This window comes from Campylobacter sp. BCW_6873 (genome assembly GCF_001762365.1).
In the GTDB taxonomy this organism is placed as follows: domain Bacteria; phylum Campylobacterota; class Campylobacteria; order Campylobacterales; family Campylobacteraceae; genus Campylobacter_D; species Campylobacter_D jejuni.
Genome location: NZ_MJWS01000022.1, coordinates 1 through 1,660, shown reverse-complemented (window position 1 = coordinate 1,660; position 1,660 = coordinate 1). Strand labels below are relative to the sequence as shown.

General features: G+C 26.9%; 2 pseudogenes. Both read right to left on the bottom strand.

Features of this window, described 5'->3' with window-relative positions:
• Positions 1-705, bottom strand: a pseudogene (locus AJ932_RS00615) (hypothetical protein); the annotation flags it as partial.
• Positions 698-1,660: pseudogene (locus tag AJ932_RS00610) on the bottom strand (hypothetical protein); the annotation flags it as partial. The pseudogenes AJ932_RS00615 and AJ932_RS00610, both read right to left, overlap by 8 nt.

Below are 1,660 nucleotides of genomic sequence, written 5' to 3'. Positions count from 1 at the left end.
TTTAACAAATTTCTCTCTTTCTTTTAAATACTTATCTCCATCACTTACACTTTTAATAAATTTTTCATTAGCTAAATCAAATCTATAATAAATATAAGCAATTTTTCCTGCAAGTTGGGGATAATTTTTAAAAAATTCATAATTATTTGTTTCTTTTGCTTTTTCTTTAAAACTTTGGCAAGCTTTTAAAAACTCTACAGCCTCAAAAACACTAAAAATACAATTTGTTTGAATTATATCACTATTAAAATCATTCCTTAGTTTACTTTCTTCTACATCCTCATCATCTCCAACTCCCACTCTAAAGCTCATATCTATGATGATGTAATGATCTTCTAAATTAGGCATAGTTTTTTCACTACTATAAGCAAATAAAACTATGTAGTATTTATAATCTTGTATGTCTTCTTTAGGCTCGTTGCTTCTATTTATAGGCAAGCAAAAGGATAAAATATTGTCTTCATAGCTTTCATTATAAATCAAATCATCATTTTCAAATAATACCTTAAGATTTTTTTCATCAATATAGCCATTACAATCATGTAATAATAAATTTAATTTTTCTTTGCTTTCACATTCTACAAAAGCCCATTTTAGTTTTTCATCGCTTTCTTTTTCTAGTTGTAAGCTTATATAAGTCCCTGGTGCAAAAGAAGCATTTAAATCAATATGGGAATTTTCATGAAATATTAGTGTTTTATTCATAAACTTTTCCTACAAATATAATTTTATTATCTATTTTTTCAGGGTAAGCCACTTTGAGTGAGATTATATTTTCCCCCTCACTCCGCACAAACTTAGCTTGCTTACTTAAATCCTCTAATAACTGTGCTTGTGCTATACCTATGCTACCATTACTGCCAAACTCTCCCTTTTCATTGATGCTATAAAGATATAGATTATCTTTTATTATGCTTTGCTCTTTTTTATCTTTTTTGCTTGTTTTGTTTTCTTTTTCATTACTTTCTTTTATTTTTACTTCTTTAAAAGTTTTAGAGCATTCTTTATCAGTATATAATCTTACGCAGTATCTTCCCCAGGTTTTTCCTATTTCAAAGGGATAATCTTTTAAAAAGCTAGGGTTAGTATCTTTAGCTATTTCATTGATTTTTAAATAATACTCCCCTTCAGGTAAAGTGCCAAATCTATCTTTAATACTTTCATCATCATAGTAAAAATAAGCCTTTCCACTTTTGCTTTTATCTTTTTCATCTTGGTAAAAATAATTTGCAATTTGCTTTTTACTTCTTTTTTCATTATCTGCCTTAGCAGTACCACTTCTTGCCATATAAGAATTAATTAATTCATTTCCTTTATAATGATAGAGATTAAATCCATCATAAACTAAATGATCTTTAGCTTTAAATTTAAGTATAAGTCCAACTTTGTGATGGGTATAATTATTAAATATTCTTTTAGCATTTTGTAAAGGAGTAGGAAAATAAGCTTCACTTTCATCAAGCTTTACTTTAAAGCTATAACAATCGCTAAAATACTTTTCTTTATCAAATCTTATTTTACCTTTTTCATCACTGCGTCTTTTTAGATTAACTACTCTTAAAGCTTCATCATGTTTAAAACCTTTGATAATGATTTTAGCATTAGCAATGGGTTTATTGTGTTCATCTTTTAAATATAAAGTGATAAAGCAAGGTTCTTT